The 23,405-nt window shown below is 74.5% G+C and carries 24 protein-coding genes; 19 read left to right on the forward strand and 5 right to left on the reverse strand.

The window, feature by feature from the left end:
* Positions 1 to 67 precede the first annotated feature (67 nt).
* The 8 genes from PYR91_RS17460 to PYR91_RS17495 all read left to right on the forward strand — a co-directional run bounded on the left by PYR91_RS17460 (position 68) and on the right by PYR91_RS17495 (position 9,046).
* Positions 68 to 1,792: an FAD-dependent oxidoreductase gene (locus PYR91_RS17460; protein ID WP_279780921.1), complete on the forward strand. Its 1,725-nt coding sequence runs from the start codon at positions 68 to 70 to the stop codon at positions 1,790 to 1,792.
* Between the two features lie 107 nt (positions 1,793 to 1,899).
* Complete coding sequence (locus PYR91_RS17465; protein WP_279780922.1) at positions 1,900 to 2,313, forward strand: hypothetical protein; 414 nt, start codon at positions 1,900 to 1,902, stop codon at positions 2,311 to 2,313.
* 235 nt (positions 2,314 to 2,548) lie between these two features.
* Entirely contained in the window at positions 2,549 to 4,057 is a 1,509-nt protein-coding gene (locus PYR91_RS17470; RefSeq protein WP_279780923.1) for a sialidase family protein, read from the forward strand.
* A 42-nt stretch (positions 4,058 to 4,099) separates the two neighbouring features.
* On the forward strand, positions 4,100 to 4,831 hold the full coding sequence (locus PYR91_RS17475; protein ID WP_279780924.1) for a class I SAM-dependent methyltransferase: 732 nt from the start codon (positions 4,100 to 4,102) through the stop codon (positions 4,829 to 4,831).
* A gap of 8 nt (positions 4,832 to 4,839) precedes the next feature.
* Positions 4,840 to 5,538 carry an N-acyl homoserine lactonase family protein gene (locus PYR91_RS17480; RefSeq protein ID WP_279780925.1) on the forward strand — a complete coding sequence of 233 codons (699 nt, stop codon included), beginning with the start codon at positions 4,840 to 4,842 and terminating at the stop codon, positions 5,536 to 5,538.
* Positions 5,539 to 5,572: 34 nt separating this feature from the next.
* Positions 5,573 to 6,622 (forward strand): NAD-dependent epimerase/dehydratase family protein, encoded by a 1,050-nt coding sequence (locus PYR91_RS17485; RefSeq protein WP_279780926.1) that lies wholly within the window; start codon positions 5,573 to 5,575, stop codon positions 6,620 to 6,622.
* Between the two features lie 55 nt (positions 6,623 to 6,677).
* On the forward strand, positions 6,678 to 7,862 hold the full coding sequence (locus tag PYR91_RS17490) for a nucleotide disphospho-sugar-binding domain-containing protein (protein WP_279780927.1): 1,185 nt from the start codon (positions 6,678 to 6,680) through the stop codon (positions 7,860 to 7,862).
* A gap of 5 nt (positions 7,863 to 7,867) precedes the next feature.
* Positions 7,868 to 9,046: a nucleotide disphospho-sugar-binding domain-containing protein gene (locus PYR91_RS17495; protein WP_279780928.1), complete on the forward strand. Its 1,179-nt coding sequence runs from the start codon at positions 7,868 to 7,870 to the stop codon at positions 9,044 to 9,046.
* A 46-nt stretch (positions 9,047 to 9,092) separates the two neighbouring features.
* On the opposite strand, the gene PYR91_RS17500 is transcribed toward PYR91_RS17495, so the two are convergent.
* Positions 9,093 to 9,905 (reverse strand): SDR family NAD(P)-dependent oxidoreductase, encoded by an 813-nt coding sequence (locus PYR91_RS17500; protein ID WP_279780929.1) that lies wholly within the window; start codon positions 9,903 to 9,905, stop codon positions 9,093 to 9,095.
* 151 nt (positions 9,906 to 10,056) lie between these two features.
* Here PYR91_RS17500 and PYR91_RS17505 point away from each other — a divergent pair, with 151 nt between their 5' ends.
* From PYR91_RS17505 to PYR91_RS17515, 3 genes are read left to right on the forward strand one after another with little or no spacing between them, the layout of a single operon-like run.
* Positions 10,057 to 10,518 carry a DUF1772 domain-containing protein gene (locus tag PYR91_RS17505; RefSeq protein ID WP_279780930.1) on the forward strand — a complete coding sequence of 154 codons (462 nt, stop codon included), beginning with the start codon at positions 10,057 to 10,059 and terminating at the stop codon, positions 10,516 to 10,518.
* The gene (locus tag PYR91_RS17510) at positions 10,515 to 10,874 is read left to right on the forward strand and encodes an antibiotic biosynthesis monooxygenase (RefSeq protein ID WP_279780931.1); all 360 of its coding nucleotides are present in this window, start codon (positions 10,515 to 10,517) and stop codon (positions 10,872 to 10,874) included. Before PYR91_RS17505 ends, PYR91_RS17510 begins: the two co-directional genes overlap by 4 nt.
* Positions 10,856 to 11,881, forward strand: coding sequence for a hypothetical protein (locus tag PYR91_RS17515; RefSeq protein ID WP_279780932.1), 1,026 nt, complete (start codon positions 10,856 to 10,858; stop codon positions 11,879 to 11,881). Before PYR91_RS17510 ends, PYR91_RS17515 begins: the two co-directional genes overlap by 19 nt.
* An 82-nt stretch (positions 11,882 to 11,963) precedes the next feature.
* On the opposite strand, the gene PYR91_RS17520 is transcribed toward PYR91_RS17515, so the two are convergent.
* On the reverse strand, positions 11,964 to 13,112 hold the full coding sequence (locus PYR91_RS17520) for a nucleotide disphospho-sugar-binding domain-containing protein (protein WP_279780933.1): 1,149 nt from the start codon (positions 13,110 to 13,112) through the stop codon (positions 11,964 to 11,966).
* A complete protein-coding gene (locus PYR91_RS17525) occupies positions 13,100 to 14,758 on the reverse strand; it encodes an FAD-dependent monooxygenase (RefSeq protein ID WP_279780934.1) in 1,659 nt (552 codons plus the stop codon). Before PYR91_RS17525 ends, PYR91_RS17520 begins: the two co-directional genes overlap by 13 nt.
* A gap of 177 nt (positions 14,759 to 14,935) precedes the next feature.
* Between PYR91_RS17525 and accB the strand changes: the two genes are divergently transcribed.
* The 7 genes from accB to PYR91_RS17560 all read left to right on the forward strand — a co-directional run bounded on the left by accB (position 14,936) and on the right by PYR91_RS17560 (position 21,467).
* Entirely contained in the window at positions 14,936 to 15,397 is a 462-nt protein-coding gene (gene accB, locus PYR91_RS17530) for an acetyl-CoA carboxylase biotin carboxyl carrier protein (protein ID WP_279780935.1), read from the forward strand.
* A gap of 25 nt (positions 15,398 to 15,422) precedes the next feature.
* Positions 15,423 to 16,658, forward strand: a complete 1,236-nt coding sequence (locus PYR91_RS17535) for a nucleotide disphospho-sugar-binding domain-containing protein (protein ID WP_279780936.1) — start codon at positions 15,423 to 15,425, stop codon at positions 16,656 to 16,658.
* Positions 16,655 to 17,482, forward strand: coding sequence for a methyltransferase domain-containing protein (locus tag PYR91_RS17540; protein ID WP_279780937.1), 828 nt, complete (start codon positions 16,655 to 16,657; stop codon positions 17,480 to 17,482). Before PYR91_RS17535 ends, PYR91_RS17540 begins: the two co-directional genes overlap by 4 nt.
* Positions 17,479 to 18,249 (forward strand): class I SAM-dependent methyltransferase, encoded by a 771-nt coding sequence (locus tag PYR91_RS17545; protein ID WP_279780938.1) that lies wholly within the window; start codon positions 17,479 to 17,481, stop codon positions 18,247 to 18,249. Before PYR91_RS17540 ends, PYR91_RS17545 begins: the two co-directional genes overlap by 4 nt.
* Before the next feature lie 29 nt (positions 18,250 to 18,278).
* The gene (locus PYR91_RS17550; protein ID WP_279780939.1) at positions 18,279 to 19,469 is read left to right on the forward strand and encodes a nucleotide disphospho-sugar-binding domain-containing protein; all 1,191 of its coding nucleotides are present in this window, start codon (positions 18,279 to 18,281) and stop codon (positions 19,467 to 19,469) included.
* Between the two features lie 319 nt (positions 19,470 to 19,788).
* Positions 19,789 to 20,865 (forward strand): sensor histidine kinase, encoded by a 1,077-nt coding sequence (locus PYR91_RS17555; RefSeq protein WP_279780940.1) that lies wholly within the window; start codon positions 19,789 to 19,791, stop codon positions 20,863 to 20,865.
* Positions 20,862 to 21,467 (forward strand): response regulator transcription factor, encoded by a 606-nt coding sequence (locus PYR91_RS17560; protein ID WP_279780941.1) that lies wholly within the window; start codon positions 20,862 to 20,864, stop codon positions 21,465 to 21,467. Before PYR91_RS17555 ends, PYR91_RS17560 begins: the two co-directional genes overlap by 4 nt.
* 118 nt (positions 21,468 to 21,585) lie before the next feature.
* On the opposite strand, the gene PYR91_RS17565 is transcribed toward PYR91_RS17560, so the two are convergent.
* Together PYR91_RS17565 and PYR91_RS17570 are read right to left on the reverse strand one after the other, a co-directional pair.
* Positions 21,586 to 22,011 carry a nucleoside deaminase gene (locus PYR91_RS17565; protein ID WP_279780942.1) on the reverse strand — a complete coding sequence of 142 codons (426 nt, stop codon included), beginning with the start codon at positions 22,009 to 22,011 and terminating at the stop codon, positions 21,586 to 21,588.
* Positions 22,008 to 22,874, reverse strand: a complete 867-nt coding sequence (locus PYR91_RS17570; RefSeq protein ID WP_279780943.1) for an LLM class flavin-dependent oxidoreductase — start codon at positions 22,872 to 22,874, stop codon at positions 22,008 to 22,010. The genes PYR91_RS17565 and PYR91_RS17570 overlap by 4 nt, the downstream gene beginning before the upstream one ends.
* 93 nt (positions 22,875 to 22,967) lie before the next feature.
* Between PYR91_RS17570 and PYR91_RS17575 the strand changes: the two genes are divergently transcribed.
* A complete protein-coding gene (locus PYR91_RS17575) occupies positions 22,968 to 23,159 on the forward strand; it encodes a hypothetical protein (protein WP_279780944.1) in 192 nt (63 codons plus the stop codon).
* The last annotated feature ends 246 nt before the right edge of the window (positions 23,160 to 23,405 follow it).

A 23,405-nucleotide genomic window follows, 5' to 3' on the forward strand; every position in this document is an offset into this window, starting at 1 on the left:
AGGGCGGCTCGACCGGCCCTCGAAGACGGCCGCGTAGCTTCGCCGCCATGGCGCTGGAGGATGGTCGATGACGGCACAGGTACAGGTGCTGGTGGTGGGGGCCGGCCCGGCGGGGCTCACCGTCGCCCTGGCGCTGGCCGGGCAGGGCGTGCGGGTCCGCGTCGTGGACCGCCGGCCCGGAGGGGCGGCGGGCACGGGCTGCCACATGGTGTGGCCGCGGACGCTGGAGGCGCTGGACCGCGCGGGGCTGCCCGTCGCGCGGCTGGCCCGGCGGGGCCTCACCGTGCGGCGCAAGGTCTTCCACCTGGGGGAGGAGTCCTTCTCACACGGCCTGGAGGACCCGCGCGGCCTGTGGCCGCTGCCGCTGTCGGTCGAGCAGGCGGTCCTGGAGGAGGAGCTCGCCGTCGAGGCCGAAGCCCTCGGCGTCCGTGTCGAGCGGTCCGTCGAGGCCGTCGCCGTCGAGCAGGACGCGGCGCGGGCCGTGGTCGAGCTGCGCGGCCCCGGCGGCGCCGAGCGGGTCACCGCCGGGTGGGTGGTGCTCGCGCAGGGCGGCGCGGACGGGCTGCGCGAGCGGCTGGGGTTCGGCTGGCACGCCGAGCCGCTGCCCGGAGGCCGGGTCGTGCACATGGACGTCGAGCTGCCCGCAACCGCGGGCCTCGCGCCGTCGTCGGAGTACATCTTCCTCGGCAGGGGCCGCAGCGCCGGCCTCGTCCCGCTGCCCGGCGGGCGCCACCGCCTGTTCGCCGTCCTCGGCGAGGACGGCGACGTCCCCGGCGCCCCCGGGCCGGGTGCCGCGGGCGAGGGCACCGGACCCACCCCCGGCCAGGGCGGTCAGCCCGGCACGCCCTGGCCGGGGGTGCCGGACGTGGTGCGCGAGCTCACGGGCATCGAGAAGGGCATCAGGCACCTCGGCCAGGACTGGTGCTTCCGGCCCCGGCACGGCATCGCGGCCTCGTTCCGGCGGGGCCGCTGCTTCCTGGTCGGCGAGTCCGCGAAGGCCGCGCCCATGCCGGTGCACGGCATGAACGGCGGGGTCCAGGACGCGTACAACCTGGCGTGGAAGCTCGGCGCGGTGCTGCGCGGCCGGGCGGGGGAGTGGCTGCTGGACACCTACTCGGCCGAGCGGCGCGCCGTCGCCGAGGACGTCTTCGGCAAGGCAAGGCGCATCCTGGCCTTCGGCACGGCCCCCGACCCCGACGCCACGCACGGCGAGCGGGTGCGCCGCCGCCGCCACGACGTGAAGACCGAGCCGCCCCTGCGCTACCACGGCGAGCCGCTGCACCACGACGGGCACGCCATGCCGGGCCCGCGGGTGGGCGAGCAGCTGCCCGACGCGCCGGTCGTCACGCCGTCCGGCGCCCCCGGCACCCTGCTGCGTAGCCTGGCCGGCGGGTCCGCCTGGACCATGCTCGTCATGTGCCGCGACGGCGCCGGCGCCCGGGCGGCCGGGGGCGCCAGGGCGGCGGTCGCGGGCGTGGCGGCGCTGCGGGTCTGCGTGGTGGGCGCCCTCCCGTGGGAGGGCGCGGCGGAGCTGGACGGGGACGTGATGGTGCGGCTGGGGGATCCGGGCGGTACCGCGCACGCGGCCCTCGAAGTGCGGGAGCCGGTCGTCTACCTGCTGCGGCCGGACGGCCACATCGGCTACCGGGGCCGGCTCGCCGACCTCAACGGGCTGCGCGCCTACGCCGCCCGGGTGCTGCGCCCGGGTGTCCCGCGTCCCGCCGCGCCCACCGGGGACCCGATGACGCGGGACGGGGCGGCCCGCCCGCGCGGAAGATCCAGAAACGCTTGAGGCGCGCTCGGCTATGTCGGTTTACTTGGGACGCCCGGTGAACGGCGTACGAAGAGGAGCCCTGTATGAGCAGTCAGCCGTCCCCTCAGTTATCTGGGCCGTCCGCGGTGCTGCGGCTGTGGCCGTGGAAGGCCGCGGCCGGCACCGCCCTGGTGGTCGCCGTCGCCTGGTTCGCGCTGGCGGCCTCCGGGGGTGACGTGCGGGCCATCATCGTGGCCAGCCCCGTCTGCCTGGGGCTGGTGGTGTTCTTCCTGCTCGGCGGCATCATCGCGGTGGCCTCCGAGCCCGCGGGCGAGCGGCGGGACGCCCGGGCGTGGGCGCTGCGCCACCCGTGGGCCTTCGCGCTGTGGCCGGCGCTGGCGACGGCCGTCCTGGTGTTCGTCGTCCGCAGGCTGCTCGACCTGTGGAACCTGAACGAGACCCTGCTCAGCAGCGCGCTCGACGGCCTGGGCCGCGCCGCCGCCGTGCTCGTCTGCGTGGCCCTCACCGCGCTGGCCGCCCGCCGCGGGCAGAAGGGCTGACCGCCCCCGCCGAGCCCGCCGCCCCCTGATCGGCGGGCGGAGCGGCGTCCCGGCGCTCGCTCGCGCCGTGACGCCCGGGCGCCGGCGTGCCCGCCGCCCCGGTCCTGGCCGTTCCTTTCGAGTGTGTTTCGAGGCCGTCACTAGGCGGCGCCGACAGGCTGCGTCGGCAGACAGCCGCCTGCCCGGCGTGTGACCGGTGACGCGCGGCGATCCACCTTCTCGAGGGAGCGAACCTGTGAAGAGCAGCCGTGTCGCCGCTTTCGGCGCGGCGACGGGCGCCCTGCTCATGAGCCTCACGCTCATGACGGCCCCGGGCACCGCCCACGCCTCCACCTGGGACCAGCCGGTACGCCTGTCGGACGCGAGCCCGTTCGCGAGCTGCACGGCCGACACCGTCCCCGGCGACTCCTACACCCTCAACACCGAGTCCGAGTCGACCGTCGCCGTCCATCCGTGGAACCCGCTCGTCACGGCGGTCGCCTGGCGCCAGGACCTGTGGGCGACCGGCAGCTCCCGCGGCATCGTGGTCGCCTCCACCAAGAACGGCGGGATCACCTGGAAGAAGACCGTGCTCCCCGGCGTCTCGGAGTGCTCGGGCGGGCAGGGCCGCGTCACCAACCCCTGGCTGCAGTTCGGCGCCGACGGCACCCTGCACGCCACCGTCACGATCTTCGGCGGCGACCGGTCGATCGTCGCGGCCCTGCGCTCCACCGACGCCGGCTCCACCTGGAGCGCGCCGGCCGCGCTGTCGAGCGACGTCATGCCGCGCTTCTGGAGCGACAAGCAGACCGTCACCACCGACCCGCGCGACCCGCGCCGCGTGTACGTCGTCTGGAACCGGCGCGACCGCGAGCTCGACTTCCACGAGGTCCTGTTCGCCCGCAGCGACGACGCCGGCCGCACCTGGCGGCCCACCCGCTCGATCTACCGCCCGCAGACCCCCGGCGCGGGCACGGTCGGCAACCAGATCGCCGTGCTGCCCAACGGCGACCTGGTCAACGTCTTCGTGGAGAACGAGCACGCCATCGGCGGCGCCCCCTACCCGGCACCCGTCCAGGAGCGGGTCGCCGTGATGCGGTCCAGCGACCGCGGCGCCACCTGGACCGAACCGGTGAGCGTCCCGGGCACCTTCATCGTCGGCCAGCCCCTGCTGCCCGACACCCCCTGGGTGCCGGTGATGGCGCCGGGCATCGTGCCCGACATCGCCGCCGACCGGCTCACCGGCACGCTCTACCTGGTCTGGGGCGACGCGACCATGTCCGGCAGCTACAGCGGCGTCGCGCTGTCCACCTCCTCCGACGGCGGGCGCACCTGGAGCACCCCGCGCAAGATCAACCAGACGCCCGAGTCGCCGCCGTTCGGCAGCGGGCAGGCGTTCCTGACGCAGGTCGAGACCACGATCACCGGCGCCGTCGGCATCAGCTACTACGACTTCCGCAACAACACCGCCGACCCCGGCGCGACCACCGACGTGTGGCTGTCCACCTGCCGTGCCCGCTGCTCGGCCGCCGACGCCCGCTGGCAGGAGGAGCACCTGGCCGGGCCCTTCGACCTCGGCCAGGCCCCGATGTGGTTCGGCGGCCCCTACGTCGGCTCCTTCGTGGGCCTGTCCCACACGCTCACCGGCTTCGTGCACGCCCCCATCACCACCACGGGCGACCCGGCGAACCCGACCGACGTGTCGCTGGCGCGATCGAGTTTCAAGCCAGCCTTGAGCGCCGGCTCGGATGCTCCCTCTCGATGACTTCGGTCCCGGAACGGAAGAGGTGCTGACATGCTCGCGGAAATGCTGGCTCGCTCAGGGCACAAGATTCTCGGTGAGCAGCCCCCGGACGGGGCGAAATACTGGGCGGCCCGCTTCTGGGACCGCGACCTGGCCGAGCGCGACCCCCTGCTCGGCGAGCACTACCGGGCGCAGAAGGCCGACCTGGCGCAGGTGATCGAGAAGTACGCCAGGGACGCCGACCGGGTGATCGAGTTCGCCTGCGGCACGGGCGAGTTCACCGGGATGATGGCCCGGCTGAGCCTGGCCAAGGAGATCGTCGCGCTGGACATCTCGGCGCAGGGCCTGGAGAAGACCCGCGCGCGGGTCGGCCACCCCGGCCTGCGCACGGTGCTCGGCGACTTCTGGGAGGACCACGACCTCGGCACGGCCGACGTGGTGATGTGCGTCGACGCCATCCACCACATCGGCGACCCGCGGCGGGTCATGGAGCGCATGAAGTCGTTCGTGCGCCCCGGCGGTGTGTTCATCGGCAACCTGTGGACGGTCGACAACTTCCACGAGTTCCAGCGGCAGCGGTACGGCGCCCTGTGGCACCTGGGCCGCTCGGCGATGTTCCTGGGCAGCGCCATGGTGATCAAGGCGTCCGGCGGGCGGCTGCGCAGCGGCTCCTACCGCACCCGCCTGATGCGCACGTCCGAGATCGAGCCGCTGCTGCGCAGCGTGTTCGGCGAGGTCCTGCACGTCTGCGCGGACCGCTACTTCGTCAGCTTCGCCTGCCGGGTCGAGGGCTGAAGCGCGCGATGAGGCTGTATCTCATCCCGGTCGCCGAGATCGCGGCCACCGGCGGGCCGGTCCCGGTGTACCTCATCCGCACGGATGAGGGCGCGAACGTGCTCGTCGACACCGGGTACGCCCGCGACCGGGCCGGCCTGCCCGGCCCGGTCAAGGCGGAGCCCGGGGCCGACGTCGTCAGCCGGCTGGCGGGGCTGGGGGTGCGGCCGGACGACGTCCACTACGTGGTCTGCTCGCACTTCGACCCCGACCACGCCGGCAACCACGACGCGTTCCCCTCGGCCGAGTTCGTGGTGCAGAGGCGCCACGACGAGCTGGCCCGCTCGCGAGCCGTGCCGCGGCTGGAGATGTGCAGGGCCAGCTGGGACCACCCCGGGTTGAAGTACAGCCTCGTCGACGGCGACACCGAGCTGGTGCCCGGGGTCGAGCTGGTGGAGTCGAGCGGTCACGTCGAAGGCCACCAGTCGGTCCTCGTGCGCCTGCCGGAGACGGGCCCGGTGCTGCTCGCGGTGGACGCCGTCCCCGAGCAGGCCGCGGCCGACCCCGCGACCCGGCGCATCTACCCGTTCGACCTGGACGAACAGGCCACCCGGGCCTCCACGGCCCGGCTGGCCCGGCTCGCCCGGGACGAGAAGGCCCTGGTCGTCTACGGGCACGACGCCCGCCAGTGGCGGGACCTGCGGACATGGCCCGGCTACCTGAGCTAGGCCCGCCGCGCGACGGAGAGAGGGAAGGTGGCGTATGCGGCAGAAGCGCGTTCTGCTGACCGGCGGAGCCGGGTTCATCGGAACACACGTCCTGTCGGCCCTGCTGGCCGAGGGACACGAGGTACGGATCATCGACGCCCTGCTGCCCAACGTCCACCGCGTCCGGCCGCCCGAGCCGCCCGCGGGCGTGGAGTTCGTGCACGGCGACCTGCGCGACCCCGAGGTGGTGGCCGCCGCGCTGCGCGGCGTGGACGTTGTCTGCCACCAGGCGGCCCTGGTGGGGCGCGGCCGGGAGATCCTGGAGGCGCCGGGGTACGCCGGGTGCAACGACCTGGCCACGGCGGTGCTGCTGGCGGCCATGGCCGAGGCGGGCCTGCGGCACATCGTGCACGGCAGCTCGGTGGTCATCTACGGCGAGAACCGCTACTCCTGCCCCAAGGACGGGACGGTGGCCCCCGGCCCCCGCCGCGTCGCCGACCTGGACGCCGGGCGCTTCGACCCGGCCTGCCCCGACTGCGGGGAGGAGATCGCGCTCATCCCCTCCACCGAGGACACCCGCCCCGACCCGCGCAACGTGTACGGGGTCACCAAGTACGCGCAGGAGCTCCTGGTCGCCGTTTGGGCCAGGGAGGTCGGCGGCACCGCCATCGCGCTGCGCTACCACAACGTGTACGGGCCCGGCATGCCGCTGGACTCGGCCTACTCGGGGGTGGCCTCGACGTTCCGGTCCGCGGTCGAGAAGGGCCAGGCGCCGCGCGTCTACGAGGACGGCGGCCCGACACGCGACTTCGTGCACGTGCGCGACGTCGCGGCGGCCAACGTCGCCGCCCTGGGCCAGTCGTCGCCGGGCATGCGCGCCTACAACGTCGCCAGCGGCGAGCCGCGCCCGATCAGGGCGCTGGCCGAGGCGCTCTCGGCCGCGGCGGGCGCGCCGGCGCCGGTGATGACCGGCCAGTACCGGCTGGGCGACGCCCGGCACATCGTCGCCACGCCCGACCGGCTCAGGCGCGAGCTGGGCTGGGCCCCGCGGGTCGACTTCGAGACCGGCGTCAAGGAGTTCGCCACCCAGTCAATGCGGGGGTGAGGCCCGCCCGGCCCGTGCCTCGCGGCGACCGCCATACGCACACCCACGATTGGTGATGTTCACGATGCGAGTGCTGTTCGTCTCCGTTCCCTGGCCCACCCACTTCCACGCCATGGTGCCGCTGGCCTGGGCCTTCCGCGCGGCCGGGCACGAGGTCAGGGTCGCCAGCGGGCCCGCCCTGGCCCCGGCCATAGCCCAGGCCGGGCTGCCGGCGGTGCTCACCGGCGCCGACTTCGACTTCGTCCCGCTCTTCCGCGAGCAGGCCGCGTCGCTGTACGACCTCGACTGGAGCGCGCTGTCGGCCGCCGAGGTCGAGGAGCGCACCACGCGGATGCTGGACATCTTCGCCCGGATCTCCGACGCGATGCTCGACGACCTGGTGGACTACGCCCGGTCGTGGCGGCCCGACCTGATCGTCTACGAGCCCACCATGGTGGCGGCGCCCATCGCCGCCACCGTGCTCGGCGTGCCCAAGGTCAGGCACCTGTGGGGGCCGGACATCACCTACGACGCCGACGCCCTGCAGGGCAAGGTGCTCGGCGGCATGCTGGAGCGGTACGGGCTGACCGGCCTGGAGACGCTCGGCGATCTCACCGTCGACCCCGGCCCGCTCGCCATGCAGGTCGAGGCGGCGTGGACCCGCCAGCCCATGCGGTACGTGCCCTACAACGGCCCCGGCGTCATGCCCGCGTGGCTGGCCGAGCCGCCGTCGCGGCGGCGCGTGCTGGTGACGTGGGGCACGTCCATGGTCTACCTCGGCGGGGCGAAGGTGTTCCTGCTGCCGCACGCGGTGGCCGCGCTGTCGGAGCTGGACGTGGAGGTGGTGGCCGCCATCGCCCCCGACCAGCGCGACCTGCTCGGCGACCTGCCGGAGGGGACGCGGGTGGTGGAGTCGGTGCCGCTGCACATGCTGCTGCCGAGCTGCGACGCGCTGGTGCAGCACGGCGGGAGCGGCACCACGCTGACCGCCACGGCCTGCGGCGTGCCGCAGCTCGTCGTCGGCCAGTCGCCCGACCAGGTGCTGCTCGCCTCCCAGGTCGCGGGCGCCGGCTCGGGCCTGATGCTGATCCCCAAGGACTCCGGGATCGAGGAGGTCAAGGCGCGGATACGTGAGATGACCGGCCGGCTGCTGGAGGAGGAGTCCTTCCGCGCCACCGCGCGCAAGCTGCGCGAGGAGCTGGAGGGGCAGCCGACCCCGGCCGGCCTGGTGCCCGTGCTCGAGAAGCTCGCGAAGGGGTGACGTCGATGCGCGTACTGTTCGCCACGTGGGCGTGGTCGACCCACTACTACCCCATGGTGCCGCTGGCGTGGGCCTGCCGCGCCCAGGGACACGACGTGCGGGTGGCCAGCCAGCCCGAGCTGGCCCCTGTCATCGTCGGCACCGGCATGCCCGCCGTCCGCGTCGGCCGCGACCTGGACGCCGGCACGTGGTACCGCACGAGGATCAACCCGATGATGGACTACGGCGCGGACGCCGCCCGCACGCCCGAGGAGCGAAGGGCCCGCGACCGCGAGCGGCACCTGACCTCGCTCGGCCTGTACGCCGCCCTGATGGAGGCGATGGCCGAGGACCTGCTGGCGTTCGCCAGGGCCTGGCGGCCGGACGTCATCGTGCACGACCCGCTGACGTGGGCGGCGCCGCTCGCGGCGCAGGAGATCGGCGTGCCGTCGGTGCGCAACCTGTTCGGCCCCGACATCGGCTACTGGTTCAGGCCCGAGGGCGAGGGCGTGCTGACCTCGCTGATGGAGCGCATGGACTGCAAGGAGCCGAACACGCTGGGAGACCTGACCGTCGACCCGTGCCCGCCGATGCTCCAGGCCGACGCGCCGGTCGCCCGGAGCCGCTTCCGCTACGTGCCGTTCACCGGGCTGAGCGCGGTGCCGCCGCGCGCGCACGAACGGCCGGCCCGGCGCAGGGTCTGCCTCACCTGGGGCACCTCCACCGACCGGCTCACCGGCGAGGCGTCGTTCCTGCCGGGGGACGTGACCGCGGCCGTCTCGGCACTCGACGCCGAGGTGGTGATCGCCATCACCGCCCGGCAGCGCGGCATGCTGCCCGAGCTGCCCGGGCACGTGCGCGTCGTGGAGTCGGTGCCGCTGGACGCCCTGCTGCCCACCTGCGACGCCGTGGTGCACCAGGGCGGCGGCGGCACGACGCTCACCGCCGCCAAGTACGGTGTGCCGCAGCTCCACCTGCCGCAGCTCCCCGACCAGATGGTCAACTCGCGGCACCTGGCCTCGACCGGGGCGGGCGTGCTGCTGCGGGCCGACGAGGCGTCGTATGAGCAGGTCCACCGGTACGCGAGCGACCTGCTCGCCCCGGACTCCTCCTACCGCGCCGCCGCCGCGGCCCTGGCCGCCGACATCGAGGCCCAGCCGCCGCTGTCGTCGGTGGTGGGCACCATCGCCGGCCTGGCAGCCTGACCCGCGTCCGAAGCCCCGGCCGTCCCCGGCCGGGGCTCCGGCACGCTCAGGCGCGGGCGGGGGTGGTGTCGCCGGCGGCGAGGGCGTCGGCGGCCCTGCGGCCCCAGGTCTGGTAGCGGCCGCGGCGGACCAGGCCGGGGAACCAGCGGGCGGCGGCCGCCCTGAGACGGTAGTCGGCGCCGACCACGTGCACCGGCCGGCCCGCCGCCACGGCGGCCAGGCCCTGGCGGGCGACGGCCTCGGGCGCGATCACGCGGCCGAACCGGCCGCCCTTCGACCGCGAGCCCGCGGTGGCCACCGAGCCGGGGCACAGGGCGGTGACCGACACGCCCAGCCACTTCACCTCGCCGTGCACGCTCTGGCTGAACGAGACGACGAACGCCTTGCTGGCCACGTACGCGGCGCCGCCCGGGGCGGGCGCGAAGGCGCTCGCGGAGGAGAGGTTGACGACCCCTCCGCGCCGCCGCGGCACCATGCCGGTGACGGCCGCGCGGGTCAGCCGGACGGTCGCGGCGATGTTGAGGTCGATGAGCCGCTCGTGCGCCCCCTCCTCCTGGTGGGGGAGCGGCCCGATGCGGCCCACCAGGCCCGCGCTGTTGACCAGCAGGTCGACCGGCCGCCCGGGGTCGGACAGCCGCAGTTCGACGGCGCGCAGCCCCTCGGGGCTGGTCAGGTCGGCGGCGATGGTCTCCACCTGGACGCCGTGCCGCGAGCGCAGCTCCCCGGCCAGGGTGTCCAGCGGCGCGGCCCGCCTGGCCACCACCACCAGGTGGTGGCCGCGGGCGGCCAGCTCGCGGCAGAAGGCCTCCCCTATGCCGCTGGAGGCGCCGGTGACGAGTGCGGTTCTCAATTCTCCCATCTCCCGGATTTTATCAACGCAATTCATCGGCGACTATGCCGGAAAGCGGTCGGCAAATGGCGCTAGACGGCTTTTCTAGTGGTCCTCGAGGTGTTCATGACAGCTTTTCCAGCGTATATCCCGGCACTCTTTTCCGGATGAGTGGTGTGCCATGTTGAGCGTCATATTGCCGATCTCCCTGCTGACCGGCGGGCTCGCCGCCGGCGCCCTGCTGCTGTCGGCGCTGGGCGGGGCGCCGATGCTGGTCGCCCTGCCGGTCGAGCAGTACGTGCCGGTGCACAAGTTCCTGGTCACCCGCTTCGACCCGTTCATGCCGCTGTCGCTGGCGACGGCCATGGTCTGCGACGTCGTGGTGACGTTCCTGGCGCCCACCGGGCCGGCACGCCTCCTGGCCGCCGCCGGCGCGCTGCTGTACATCGCGGTCATGGCGGTGTCGCTCACCAAGAACGTCCCCATCAACCGGTGGATCGCGGCCCTGGACCCGGCCGACATGCCGGCGGACTGGGCGAGCGTCGACCCCCGGTCGCGCTGGCGCGACTGGAACCTGGTGCGCACGTCCCTCGCGGTCGCCGGCCTGGTGGTGAACGTGTCCATCGTCGGCGTCCTGCTGTGACCGCGCCGCACGAGCCCGGCCTGCGCGTGCTGGTCTACCACCGCGCCCCCGACGGCCGGCCCGAGGCGGTGGTCGAGGCCTACCGGCGCGCGGCGCTCCAGCTGCGGGGAACCTCCGGGCTGCTCGCCTACGAGCTGCTGAGCTCGCCGGCCGACCGCGGGCGCCACCTGCTGGTCATGGACTGGACCGACCGCGGGGCGTTCACCCGCTGGGAGCGGGCCTTCCGAAGCGCCGGACATCCCTCGCCGCTGCGCCCCTACCAGGACCGGTCGCGTCCCGGCGGCCACTACGAGATCTACCTCGCGGCATCCCGCCCACGGCAAGATGGGAGTTCCACATGTCAGTCCCCCGGGTGAGGCGGGCCGCCGCCGCGGCCCTGCTGCTCCTCGCCTCCTTCCTCGTCAGCGCGTTGGGCGCCGCGCCGGCGTCCGCCGGCCGGGTGCCGCTCGCCGCGCCCCCGGTCCTGAACGTCCACGTCTCGCCGGCCGGCTTCGTCATCCCCGGCGCCAACCCGCGCCCCCGCGGCCCGGTGACCTTTCGGGTGACCGCCGAGGGCGCCCACGGATACTGGTGGACGGTCTACAAGCTCAAGAACGGCGCCACGCTCACCCAGTTCGTCGACTGGATCACCAAAAGCGCGTCGCCCGACATGTCGGTGGCGCTTCCCGCGCTGCGCTCCCTTTACGACAACGTCGAATACTCGGGCGGCGCGAAGGTGTACCCGGGAAACACCGTCGAGCTCACCCAGACGCTGACCCAGGGCGACTACTTCTTCGGCTCCGCGGCCATCCCCGGGCCGCAGGTCCCCGGCGCCGCCCCCAGCGTCAAGAGCCTCGTCGAGGGGCGGCTGGACGTCGACGCGCTGAAGGCCGCCGTCCCGGCGGGTGAGGCCCCCGAGGCGCGGACCGCCGCCGAGCCCGCGCCGTCGCCCTTCGGGTGGCTGCAGGTCACCCAGGAGAACAGCCCCGCGCTGCCGCTCCCGATCGACGGCGTCGTCTACATGGGCAACCTGCTCGGCAAGGACTTCATGATCGCTTCCGGGTCGATCCCGGCCGACGGCAGGCTGCTGGTGCGCAACGACAGCTCCCAGCCGCAGGAGGCCATGTTCCTGGAGCTGCTGCCGGGGGCGACCGACCGCGACATCCAGGCGTACTTCGACGCCCAGCTCGCCGGGCGCCCGCTGCCGCCACGGCCGTTCTTCGACTCGATCGGCGGGATGCTCGCGCTTTCGCCGGGCAAGCAGATGATGTTCAGCGTGCACCTGCCGCCCGGCCGCTACGGCGTCTTCTCCTGGCTGCGCATCCCCGAGACCGGCATCGACGCCTGCGCCCTGGGCATGCACGAGATCATGACGCTGCGCTGACCCCGTGAGGCGAGGACCGGCCCGGCACCGAGACGGTGCCGGGCCGGTCGCGTGCGCGCGGGCCGTGGAGGGCGGGCGCCCTTCAGCGCGTCAGCTCGGAGAGGACCCCGACCAGCTCCGCGGGAGCGGGCTGGCGGCGGGCCTCCCGCCGCAGCCGGTCGGCCGCCTCGGCGTGGGAGGCGTCGCCCAGCACCCGCGTCACCGCCTCGCGCACCGTCTCCGGGCCCAGCTCCGCGAACGGGACGACCCGCCCCGCGCCCGCCGCCGCGATCCGCTCGGCGCACAGCGGCTGGTCGCCGATGGAGGGGATCAGCACCTGCGGGACGCCGCTCATGACGGCGGCCAGGGCCGTGCCCGGCCCTCCCTGGTGCACGACGGCCGCGCAGGAGGGCAGCAGCAGGTTCAGCGGCATGGACTCCACCACCCGCACCCCGGCCGGGACGTCCCGAAGCATCTCCCGCTGCGCGGCGGTCACCGCCGCCACCACCTCGACGTCGAGCCCGCGCAGGCCGTCCAGCACGCTCTCCAGCGGCCGGAGGTGCCCGGCGGTCTTGGCGAACGTCGTGCCCCAGGTCACGCACACCCGGGGGCGCAGGGGCGGCGTGGAGAGCCACGCCGGCACGACCTCGGGCCCGTTGTAGGACAGCGGGCGCACCGTGCGGGCCTTGAGCACCCGCTCGATCTGCGCGCTGGGCGGGAACGGGTCGATCGTCAGCGTGCCCGAGGGGTCCACGCCGCGCACGCCGAACCGCTCCCACAGCGGCTCCAGCAGCTCGCGCTCCTCGGCGTGGCGCCAGTAGGTGAAGTCGACGCCGAAGATGTGCCGCACCGCCGGGACGCCGAGCAGCTCGGCGGAGATCAGCCCCGCGTACGCGCGCGGCTCGAACACGACCAGGTCGCAGCGCCAGGAGCGGGCCACGGCGAGCACGTCCCCGGTGACGGCCTCGGCCACGTGCGTGAACATGCGCATGGCGCGCACCGTGCGCTCGCGCGCGTGCCCGCGCGGGTCGTCCCCCTCGCGCGGCGCGACGCTGGCGGTGCGCCAGATGCCGCTGACGTCCACGTCGTCGCCGGCCACGACCGGGTACAGCCCGGCGCCCGCGACGTCGGCCGCGAGCGACGGCTGGCAGGCCACGCGCACCTCGTGCCCGGCCGCCTGCAGGGCCCAGCCGAGCGGCACCATCGGGCGGAAGTGCGAGGCCGTGGCCCACGATGTCATCAGGACGCGCATGGTCTCACCTCGGGAGCTCGGGCGGGGCGGTGCAGCACGCGGGCCAGGACGCGGGCCAGGACGCGGGGCGGCTCGTCGTCGTGCGGGGTCGCCGCGGTGTCGGAGCGCCAGGCGACGAACCCGTCCGGGCGCACCAGCACCGCGCCGTCGGGGCGAAGCCCGTACCGCTCGTGGAAGTCGCCGCCCGCGTCCAGCACGTCGTGCTCGACCTGGTGGACGGTCAGGCCGGCGGCGCGGCCGGCCCGCGCCCACTCGCCGGCCTTGGCGGCGGCCAGCAGCACGAAGCCGCGGCCGAACAGGTCGATCGCCGACAGCGCGCGGCCGTCGCGGGTCAGCTCGGCGTGCGGGGCACGTGTCCCCGGCTGCGCGCGCAGCTCCCGCGGGCTCCAGGCGGGCGGGCCCTCGTCCGGGGAGTCGTCCCCGGCGATGTCGGCCGACCGGTACCGGTAGCCGAACACCACGGCGTCGTAGTCGAGCACCTCGGCGCCGGCGACCTGCGGCAGCGCCTTGCCGGTGCGCCGGCTCATCTGCACCATCGCCTGCCGCAGCGTCATCAGCGCCGTCGGCCGCCGCTCGGCCTCGTACCCGTCGAGCAGGCCGGGCCCGGCCCGGCCGCCCAGCACGGCGGCCAGCCGCCAGGCCAGGTTGTGCGCGTCCTGGATGCCCAGGCTGGCGCCGAGCGCCCCGGTCGGCGGGATGACGTGGGCGGAGTCGCCGGCGAGGAACACCCGGCCGCCGCGGAACCGGGCGGCGACCTGCGCCCCGATCTCCCAGGCGAGCACCTTGACGCCGTCGGCGAGCTGGTCGGCGACGGTGACCTCCAGCCCCGGGTCGCCCACCGCCTCACGCACGGTGGCGACGCACCGCTCGTCGGTGAAGCCGCTCGGCGGCACGTCCTCGGCGGGTCGGTAGGGGACGCTGAGGACCCAGGCGCCGGCGCCGTCGTGCGGGAGCAGCACGGTGCCCGGCTCGGGCCGGTCCACGTGCCCGATGCCGAGCCGCCGGCCGCGCAGCGCGCCGTCCAGGTCGGCCGTGAAGACGAACGTCGCGGTGTGCCCCAGGCTGCCGGGCCCCTCCATGGGGATGCCCAGCGCGCGGCGGATCGGGCTGCGGTTGCCGTCGGCGGCCACCGCGTACGAGGCCCGGACGGTGTACTTCCGGCCCGTGCCGGCCTCGGCGACCAGCGCGTTGACGCCCTCGCCGCTCTCCCGCAGCTCCAGCAGCGTCGTGCCGTAGCGGACGTCGGCGCCCAGCTCCACCGCCCGCGCGGCGACGAGCGCCTCCAGGCGGTCCTGGCCGATGGGCGCCCACCGGCAGGGGCTGGCCCCGTCGTCCCCCGCGCCCGCGGCCGGGTCGGCCAGCGGCCCCTCGTGCAGGGGCGGAGCCGACAGGCTCTCGGCCCGGATCAGCAGGGAGTCGGGGGAGTCGCTGTAGGTGCAGGCGTCCATGACCGCCGGCTCCAGGCCGATCCCGCGCAGCAGCTCCACCGTGCGCGGGTTCACCGCCCGGGCGCGCGGGTGGGCCAGCGGCCCGGCCCGGCGCTCCACGAGCAGGGCGCGCACGCCGTGCGACGCGAGGAAGGCGGCGGCGGACAGGCCGGCCAGGCCACCGCCGACGATCAGTACGGGGGGTGTCGCCTCGTCCATCAGTTCCCCTGCCCACACAAGCGGATGCGACGGCGCCCCCACCGTGCACCGCGCCGATCGAGGGCCGCTGGAGGAGCGCTGGGCGGCCGGCGGTCCAGCCGTCGTCGAGCGCCCCGCGAGCCGGCGCGGAAAGCATCCGGCCATGGACGCTGGCGAGCCCCCACGGGAAGGAAGGCCATGCCGGACGAGCATTCTTCCACCGGACCCGCCGACCAGGCCGAAGCGCTGGTACACCAGGTCACGCGGCTGCTGGACGGCGTGCCCGGTCCGGTCAGGCGGATCCGGCTGCAGGTCGCGGACGCGAGCCTGGAGATGGAATGGCAGGACGGCGCGCACGTGGCGCAGCCGGTCGCGGACCGTCCCGCCGCCGACGAGCCGCCGGAGGGCCTCGGGTACGTCAGGGCGCCCATGGTGGGCACCTTCTACCGGGCCGCGACCCCCGGCGTCGCGCCCTTCGTGAACGTCGGCGACGAGATCCAGGAGGGCCAGCAGGTGGCCATCCTGGAGGCGATGAAGCTGATGAACGAGGTCCAGGCGGACCGGCACGGCCGGATCGTGGAGATCCTCGTCCTCGACGGCACCCCGGTGGAGTACGACCAGCCGCTGTTCGTGGTCACCTCCGCCGACTCCGTTTCCTGACGCACCACGATTGGGGTTCACGGGTATGCGCGTGCTCTTCACCACATGGGCATGGCCCTCGCACTACTTTCCGATGGTCCCGCTCGCCTGGGCGCTGCGGGCCGCCGGCCACGAGGTGCGTGTCGCCAGCCAGCCGGCGCTGATGGACACGATCATGCGCTCGGGCCTGCCGGGCGTCGTCACCGGCGAGGACTTCGACATCGTCGGCTACCACCGGCGCGAGCTGGCCTCGCTGCGGGTCGAGGAGGAGGACCCTCCCGGCCCCGGCCAGTGGGACGAGCGCAAGCGGCGCCGGGTGCAGAAGTCCTTCTCCCAGTTCGTCGCGATCGCCGAGCTGATGGCCGACGAGCTGCTGGGCTTCGCCCGCGACTGGCGGCCCGACCTCGTCGTGCACGACCCGCTCACCTACGCCGGGCCGCTGGTGGCGCGCCTGGTCGGGGTGCCGGCCGTCCGCAGCCTGTTCGGGCCCGACTTCACCTACGAGACCCGGCACATCGAGGCGGCGGCCATGGCGCCGCTGCTGGAGAGGTACGGCCTGCCGGACCTGGACACCGTGGGACCGCTGACCGTGGACCCGTGCCCGCCGGGGCTGCAGTTCCCCGCCCCCATCCCGCGCCAGCTCATGCGGTACGTGCCCTACAACGGCCTGTCGGCCGTGCCCGCCTGGACGCTGGAGCCGCCGCCGCGGCGCCGCATCTGCGTCTGCTGGGGGACGACCACCACCAAGTTCAGCGAGGAGCACGCCACCCGGCTGCCTTACGTCGTGGACGCGGTCGCCGACATGGACGCCGAGATCGTGCTGGCCGCCACGCCCGACCAGCTCGCCCTGTTCAGCTCGGTGCCGCCGGGCGTCCGCGTCGCCGACTCGGTGCCGCTCAACGTGCTGCTCCCCACCTGCGACGCGATCATCCACCAGGGCGGCGCGGGCACCACGCTGAACTCCGCCCTGTGCGGGGTGCCCCAGCTCATGGTGGTGCAGACGCCCGACCAGGTCGTCAACGCCATCCCGGTGGAGCGCAGCGGCGCCGGCACCTACCTGGTGCCCAAGGAGACCAGCCGCGAGTCGGTGCGCTCCCAGGCGCGCAAGGTGCTGGAAGACCCCTCCTACCGGGAGGCGGCGCGGTTCCTGCGCGGCCAGATGCTGGAGCAGCCGCCGCCCACGGCCGTCGTCGGCGTCCTGGAGAGCCTGGCCAGGGGAGAGCTCGCGCCCGACCACGGCGTGGCCCAGATGTCCGCGGCGACGGCGGGAGGCCCGGAGTGATCGGCAGGAAGGCGCTCCCGGCCGAGTACCGGGAGTGGAACGCCTACTGGGGCGCCCCCTACGGCCGCGAAGAGGCGGCCGCCCTGGAGGTGGCCGACCGGCTGGAGGGCTTCGACCGGGTCGACCCGCACGCGTTCGGGCCGTTCGCGTTCCAGCTCACCAGCGACACCCGGGTCTTCGAGTACCCGTGGGCCTACCACACGATGGAGGCCAAGCCCGGCATGCGCGTCCTGGACGTCGGGGCGGGGCTGAGCGGGCTGCAGTTCGTCCTGGCGATGGAGGGATGCGAGGTCACCAACGTCGACCCCTCCGCCAAGAACGGCGAGTGGGGCTCGCTGTCGGCCGCCATGTGGGGCCTCACCCCGCACAACCACCAGCGTATGAACGACGCGTTCGGCGTCGACGTGCGCCTGATCCCCGAGACCGTCCAGGACGCCGACCTGCCCGAGGGCACCTTCGACCGGGCCCTGTGCCTGTCGGTCCTTGAGCACCTGGACCAGGCCGACGCGCGCGGCATCCTCGAACGCGTCGCCGCGCTGCTGGCGCCGGACGGGCTGTTCCTGGTCACCGTCGACCTGTTCTTCGACGTCAAGCCCTTCGGGGTGCTGCCCGCCAACAGCTACGGCGGCAACATCGACGTCCACCAGGCGGTCTCGGGCCTCGGCCTGGAGCTGGTGTACGGCGACCCGCGCGAGCTGCTGGGGTTCCCCGAGTTCGACCTCGAACGCGTCGTCGAGCTGGTGCCCGACCTGCTCGTCTCGCCCCGCTACCCGTGCGCCTCGCAGGCGCTGGTGCTGCGCAAGCCCGCCGGAGGCGCCCGATGATCGGCAGAGCCCCGCTCCAGGACGAGTACCTCGAATGGAACAGGACCTGGGGCGCCCCGTACGGCCGGGGGCCGTCGGCCATGGTGTCCTTCAGGCGGCGGCTGGAGAAGGTGGACCCCGACGCCTACGGGCCGTTCGCCTTCCAGGCGCAGCGCGGGCTGAAGACCTTCCAGTACCCGTGGGCCTACTTCACCGCCGGCGTGCGGCCGGGCATGCGGGTCATGCTGAGCGGCGAGGGGCTGGGCGGCTTCCAGTTCGTGCTGGCCATGAACGGCCTCCAGGTGGTCAACGTCGACCCCACGGCCGCCGGCGAGCCCGCGCGGGCGCACGCCCGGATCAACCGGGCGTTCGGCACCGACGTCCGGCTGGTCACCGACCTGTCGGAGGCGGCGGCGCTGGAGCAGGGGTCCTTCGACCGGGTGTTCCTGCTCTCCACCCTGGACCACCTCGGCGAGCGGGCCGGCCGCGCGGTGCTGGAGAGCAGCGCGGCGCTGCTCGCCCCCGGCGGGCTCTGCCTGATCACCGCCGACCTGCTGCTGCACCTGCGCCCGCTCGGCGTCCTGCCCGAGGGCCCGGCGGAGCGCAACGTCGACCTGCGCCGGCTCACCGACGGTCTCGGCCTCGAACTCGCCCACGGCGACCCGCGGGAGCTGTACGGGTTCCCCGAGTTCGACCGCGGGCGCGTCGTCGAGATGCTGCCCGAGATGTTCGTCGGCCCCTTCTATCCCAGCGTCTCGCAGACGGCCGTGCTCGGAAAGCCCGGCTGACCCGGGCGAGCGAAAGAGAGGGACGCCGCATGCGTGTCGTCTTCGCGGTGTGGTCATGGAGTTCGCACTACTACCCGATGGTCCCACTGGCGTGGGCGCTGCGCGCCGCCGGCCACGAGGTCGTGGTCGCCACCCAGCCGGCCCTGGTGCCGGCCGTCCAGCGCTCCGGGCACCTGGCGGTGCCCTGCGGCGAGGACGTCGACCTGGGCGCGGGGTTCAGGCGTGACGTCTTCTCGCGGCTCGGCAAGCCCGGCCCGCACTGGAAGACGCTCGCGGCCGGCGACCGCGACGCGATCGAGCGGCAGGCGTTCGGCCTGTTCGCGCGGGTCGGCGAGGCGATGCTGGACGACCTGCTCGGCTTCTGCCGGGCATGGCGGGCCGACCTGGTGGTCTACGACCCGCTCACCTACGCGGCGCCGGCGGCGGCCGCCGCGCTGGGCATCCCGGCGGTGCGGTTCCTGTTCGGCCCCCTCCCGGCGCCGCCCGCGTGGGAGCTGGAGGCGCTGCGCCCGCTGCTCGACCGCGCGGGCCTCGCCACGATGAACACGCGCGGCGACCTCACCGTGGACGGCTGCCCGCCGTCCATGCAGACGCCCGCCGAGAGCGGCCACTCTCCGCTGAGCTACGTGCCCTACAACGGGCCCGGGACCGAGCCCGCGTGGGTCCACCGGCCCGCGGGGCGGCGCAGGGTGCTGGTCTCCTGGGGGACCTCGACGGTGCGGCTCGTCGGGGAGCACGCCTTCGCGCTGCCGCTGGTGGTCGAGGCCGCCTCGCGCCTGGACGTCGAGCTCGTCGTCGCCGTCGCGCCGGGGGACCGCGCGCTGCTGCCCGAGCTGCCGCCCGGCTCCCGGCTGGCCGAGATGGTGCCGTTCCACCTGCTGATGCCCGCCTGCGACGCGGTGCTGCACCAGGGCGGGGCGGGCACCATGCTGACCGCGGCGGGCCACGGGGTGCCGCAGGTGCTGTTCCCCCTGATCACCGACCAGATGCAGAACGCCAGGAGCCTGGCGGCGTCCGGGGCGGGCGTGATGCTGATCCGGCGTGGCGAGGACGAGGCCGCCTACCGGGACCTGATCGAGGCGACGCTGCGCGACGTGCTGGAGGACCCCGAGTACCGCGCCGCCGCCGGCCGGCTGCGCGAGGAGATCACCCGCCAGCCCTCCCCGCTGGAGGCCGCCGCCAAGCTGGAGGCGTGGACCCAGGCGCGCGCCACCGCCTGACCGGCCCACAGGCCCGGACCGTGACGACGCCCCCGGGGCCGTGCCGGCGGCCGGGTGATGGCTGGGGCCGTGACGGTGCCCCCGTGGCCACCCCGCCGGGCCATGCGGGCGGCCGGGTCATGGTTGGGGCCGTGCCGGCGGCCGGGGTTACGGTCCGGGCCGTGACGACGGCCCGGCGTGGACGACGAGCACGAGGGCGATGCTCGTCCCGCGCCCGTCACGGCCCGTGGGCGCCGATGTGATGTTTCGGCCGTGACATCTGTCAGATTGTTGGCCCCGCCTCATGTCGCTCTCCGGGTTCTGGGGAGACAATACGGCTATGTCCGGCCGCTTCTGGACCACCATCTATCTGGTCTTCATCCTGTGGCCCGTCCCCCGGTATCTGGAGAGCGGGCCGGCGCCGGCCGAGGCCGCGCTCGTCGCCGCGGGCATCGCCGCGTTCGCCGTGCTCTACCTGCGGGTGATGTGGACGGCGCTGGCCCGCCCGCACGAGAACGCCACGCCGGTGGCGCTGGCCCTGCTGTGGGTCGTCACCGCGCTGCTCGCCTTCCCGCTGCGCGAGCTGTGGCTGTTCGCGTCGCTGTTCCTGCTCATCAGCGCGCTCGCGGCCAGCCTGGAGACGCGGGCGTTCACCGCCTCCGTCGGGGTGACGTTCGCCGGCACCCTCGCCGTGCTGCCGTTGCTCGGCCTGCCGCTGTCGGAGTTCTGGTGGATCCCGACGCAGGCGTTGCTGTTCGCCGGGGCCATGGGCAACTTCCTCAGCCTGCGGCGCGCCAACCTGGCGCTCACCCGGGCCCGCGTCCGCGCCGAGCGGCTCGCCATCGACAACGAGCGGCTGCGCTTCGCCAGGGACCTGCACGACATCCTCGGCCACAGCCTCTCGGTGATGACGATGAAGAGCCAGCTCGCGGCCCGGCTGGTCCCAGCCGACCCCGCCAGGGCCCGCGCGGAGATGGGCGAGGTGGAGGAGCTGTCGCGCCAGGCGCTGTCGGAGGTGCGTGAGGCCGTCGCGGGGTACCGCGCCCTGTCCCTGACCGAGGAGCTGCTGAACGCCCGGCGCGCGCTGGAGGCCGCGGGCGTGCGCCTGGAGGTGGTCACCGACCCGATCCCGCCCGGCGCGGCGTCGCTGTTCGCCTGGGTGGTGCGCGAGGGCGCGACCAACGTCGTCCGGCACAGCCACGCGGCGACCTGCCAGGTCAGGTTCGGCGTCGACGCCGCCCACGCCTACGTCGAGATGACCGACGACGGTCGCGGGCCCGCGACCAGCGCCGAGGGAAGGGGGCTGCGCGGCCTGACCGAGCGGATGCAGGCGGTCGGCGGCACCCTGTACGGCTCGCCGGCGCCGGGCGGCGGGTTCCGGCTGCGAGCCCGGCTGCCACTGGAGGAGTGCGTGTGATCCGCGTGCTGCTGGCGGACGACCAGCACCTTGTCAGGCAGGCGATGGCGGCCCTGCTCAGCTTCGAGGACGACATCGAGGTGGTCGGCGAGGTCGACCGCGGCGACCGCGTGCTCGCCGAGGTGGCCCGCCACCGGCCCGACGTCGTGCTGCTGGACATCGAGATGCCCGGCCGCGACGGCCTGGCCGTCGCCGGCGACATCCGCGACGCGGGCCACGCGGCGCGGGTCGTCATCGTGACCACGTTCGGCCGTCCCGGCTACCTGCGGCGCGCCATCGAGTCCGGGGCCGCGGGCTTCGTCGTCAAGGACGCGCGCGCCGAGGAGCTGGCCGACGCCATCAGGAGGGTCAGCGCCGGCCAGCGTGTGGTGGACCCCAAGCTCGCCGCGGCCAGCCTGTCGGCGGGCGCCAGCCCGCTCACCAGCCGCGAGTGCGACGTGCTGCGCGCCGCCGCCGACGGGGCGTCGATCGCCGAGATCGCCGGGACGCTCTTCCTGTCGGAGGGCACCGTGCGCAACTACCTGTCCGGCGCCATCGGCAAGCTGGGCGCCCGCAACCGCGCAGAGGCGGTCCGCGTCGCCGACAGCAGAGGCTGGCTGTAACCGCCCCCGACCGGCGACGCCCCGCGCCCCGGGTGCCGGGACGGCGGTCACCGGCGGGGGAGCGGGGCGCGGCCCTCGTCCTCCGGCGTCGCCGCCGCCCCGGGTGCGGGACGGCGGGTCAGCGGTAGTAGCCGTCCAGGGGGACACGGGCCTCGTCGAACAGGGCGGGGCCCTCCTGCGGCACGTTGGGCCACTCCCTGCCCGGGGCGAGGACGGCGAACTGCTCGACGGAGATCGCGTACACGACGCGGCCGAGGCCGGAGCGCTCGATGGCGCCGGCGCACATGCGGCACGGCTGGCAGCTCGTGTACATGGTGGTGCCCGCGGCGGTGCCGGGGTCCAGCTCGCGGGCCGCCCACCGGGCCAGTTTCAGCTCCGGATGGGCGCTGATGTCGCGGTCGCCGAGCACGGTGTTGTGGTCCTCGGCGAGCACGGTGCCGTCCGGGCCCACCAGCAGCGATCCGAACGGAGCCTCCCCGGAGGCCCGCGCCTCGGCGGCGAGCGCGACGGCCCTGCGCAGATGTCGTTCGTCGTCCTCGGTCACGTCGACTCCGTTCGTCGGGATCGGTTGTCGTCCTGGAGGGCGGCCACGGCCGCGAGCGCCTGCCACGCCACCCGCGGGTGGCGGGTCTCGTCCGGGTCGCCGTTGAAAGGGTCGAGCACGACGTTCTCGGCGCCCAGGAGGCGGAGCTCGTCGAGATCGCCCGCCACCTGGTCGATCGTGCCCTCTCCGGCGAGCCGCTCCGGCCCGGTGACCGGTGACTCGGTGAGCCGCAGGGCGATGCGGGGGGCCAGGGCGGGCACCGGGCGTCCCCGCCGGTCGGCGATCTCCCTCATCCGTCCCAGGGTGGCCCGCAACGCGGCGGGGGTGAGCCGCAGCGGATGCCACGCGTCGCCCAGCTCCACCGCCCGGCGCAGACCGGCGTCGCTGTGCCCGCCGACCCAGATCGGGATCGGGCCGGCCCGGTAGTCCTTCTCGTCGGCCCAGGCGGCGCGCACCGCCCGCAGGTACTCGTCGGTCAGCGCCCCGCGCCGCTCGAAGGGGACCCCGAGCGCGGCGAACTCTTGCCGCGCCCAGCCGACGCCGACGCCGAGGACCAGACGCTCCCCGCTGAGCCGGTTCAGGTTGGCGGCCATGCGGGCGATCAGCAGCGGGTGCCGGTACGGCACGATGAGCACGGTGGTCCCGAGCCGGACCCGGCTGGTCACGCCGGCCAGCCACGACAGAGCCGTGAACGGCTCGTAGAACGGCGCCGGGTACTGCTCGGCGACGTCGGGCGTCACCGCCACGTGGTCGGAGACCATCAGCAGGTCGAACCCGAGACCCTCCACCGTCTGCGCCCAGGCGCGCAGCATGCCGGGATCGGTGCCGGGCCCGAAGTTCGGGACGTTCACCCCAAGATTCACTCCCCCAGGCTATCGATCAAGAGCCTCCCGGCTGAAGGGATTCTTCGCGGTGTATGGCGGGATGTGCCGGGGATGCGCTGGTATATCCGCCGGATGACCGAGAGTCTCGACCCGACCGACTGGTCCATCCTGGGCGAGCTCCAGCGCGACGGCCGCCTGCTGAGGGTCGCCGCGACCTCGATGGGTCACCTCGAAGGTGTCGTCGACGAGCTGGCCCGGTTCGGCGGCACCACGACCGACGTCGTCCACAGCCGGCCCCCGTGCCGCGGGCCCCGGGGCCCCTGATCCCTTCCGGCGCGCGAGATCGCGGAAGGCGTTGATCGGGGCTTTCGGACCTCGCGCGAGGTCGTTCGTCACCGCCCTTCGCCCGTCTCGTCGAAATGGCCGGGTGCTTACCCGCCGTCGCGGCGAACGGCTTTTAACGACCGGCGCAAAGCTCATCATTCACGTGAAAACAGTGAGCTTGTGGAAACAGCGCGAGCCGCTTACGGCGTGCCGGGCGGCCGGGCCGGGTGGCGCTTTACCGGGCGC

Source organism: Sphaerisporangium sp. TRM90804 (assembly GCF_029846175.1).
Classification (GTDB): Bacteria; Actinomycetota; Actinomycetes; order Streptosporangiales; family Streptosporangiaceae; genus Sphaerisporangium.

Coding starts and splice junctions, on each gene's coding strand:
- PYR91_RS17460 (WP_279780921.1), top strand. CDS start 68: ATGACGGCACAGGTACAGGTGCTGGTGGTGGGGGCCGGCCCGGCGGGG.
- PYR91_RS17475 (WP_279780924.1), top strand. CDS start 4,100: ATGCTGGCTCGCTCAGGGCACAAGATTCTCGGTGAGCAGCCCCCGGAC.
- PYR91_RS17480 (WP_279780925.1), top strand. CDS start 4,840: ATGAGGCTGTATCTCATCCCGGTCGCCGAGATCGCGGCCACCGGCGGG.
- PYR91_RS17485 (WP_279780926.1), top strand. CDS start 5,573: ATGCGGCAGAAGCGCGTTCTGCTGACCGGCGGAGCCGGGTTCATCGGA.
- PYR91_RS17490 (WP_279780927.1), top strand. CDS start 6,678: ATGTTCACGATGCGAGTGCTGTTCGTCTCCGTTCCCTGGCCCACCCAC.
- PYR91_RS17495 (WP_279780928.1), top strand. CDS start 7,868: ATGCGCGTACTGTTCGCCACGTGGGCGTGGTCGACCCACTACTACCCC.
- PYR91_RS17500 (WP_279780929.1), bottom strand. CDS start 9,905: ATGGGAGAATTGAGAACCGCACTCGTCACCGGCGCCTCCAGCGGCATA.
- PYR91_RS17505 (WP_279780930.1), top strand. CDS start 10,057: ATGTTGAGCGTCATATTGCCGATCTCCCTGCTGACCGGCGGGCTCGCC.
- PYR91_RS17515 (WP_279780932.1), top strand. CDS start 10,856: ATGTCAGTCCCCCGGGTGAGGCGGGCCGCCGCCGCGGCCCTGCTGCTC.
- PYR91_RS17520 (WP_279780933.1), bottom strand. CDS start 13,112: ATGCGCGTCCTGATGACATCGTGGGCCACGGCCTCGCACTTCCGCCCG.
- PYR91_RS17525 (WP_279780934.1), bottom strand. CDS start 14,758: ATGGACGAGGCGACACCCCCCGTACTGATCGTCGGCGGTGGCCTGGCC.
- accB (WP_279780935.1), top strand. CDS start 14,936: ATGCCGGACGAGCATTCTTCCACCGGACCCGCCGACCAGGCCGAAGCG.
- PYR91_RS17535 (WP_279780936.1), top strand. CDS start 15,423: ATGCGCGTGCTCTTCACCACATGGGCATGGCCCTCGCACTACTTTCCG.
- PYR91_RS17545 (WP_279780938.1), top strand. CDS start 17,479: ATGATCGGCAGAGCCCCGCTCCAGGACGAGTACCTCGAATGGAACAGG.
- PYR91_RS17550 (WP_279780939.1), top strand. CDS start 18,279: ATGCGTGTCGTCTTCGCGGTGTGGTCATGGAGTTCGCACTACTACCCG.
- PYR91_RS17555 (WP_279780940.1), top strand. CDS start 19,789: ATGTCCGGCCGCTTCTGGACCACCATCTATCTGGTCTTCATCCTGTGG.
- PYR91_RS17575 (WP_279780944.1), top strand. CDS start 22,968: ATGACCGAGAGTCTCGACCCGACCGACTGGTCCATCCTGGGCGAGCTC.